The organism is Pseudomonas sp. 2995-3, from assembly GCF_002742565.1.
In the GTDB taxonomy this organism is placed as follows: domain Bacteria; phylum Pseudomonadota; class Gammaproteobacteria; order Pseudomonadales; family Pseudomonadaceae; genus Aquipseudomonas; species Aquipseudomonas edaphica.
This window is the reverse complement of sequence record NZ_LJSB01000358.1, coordinates 1-262: the sequence shown is the minus strand read 5'-3', so window position 1 is coordinate 262 and position 262 is coordinate 1. Positions and strand designations below refer to the sequence as shown.

Annotated in this window: 1 protein-coding gene; it reads left to right on the top strand. The window is 34.7% G+C overall.

All coding sequences use genetic code 11. From position 1 onward, the window contains the following. A partial coding sequence (locus tag AOA62_RS29715) for a hypothetical protein (protein ID WP_218244230.1) occupies positions 1 to 262 on the top strand: 262 nt, incomplete at both ends.

Genomic DNA, 262 nt, shown 5'->3' with positions numbered 1-262 from the left:
TTTCAGACGTGGTAAAAATCTCCAGGACGAGGGACACAGGTTAGAATACATCCAAAAAGTCTTAAAGGAAATTACGAATTTAAAACATGCTGTTGAGCGTGATCATTATTTAAGACAGCTTTCTGAAGAATTTACAATTTCACTGGAAGCATTGAAACAGGAACAAATACAAATTTTCAAATCACAATCACGTAACGACAAAAGAGAAGAGTTTACTCCTAATCAAAAGACAATGTCTTTCCCGGTACAAAAGAAACTGCTT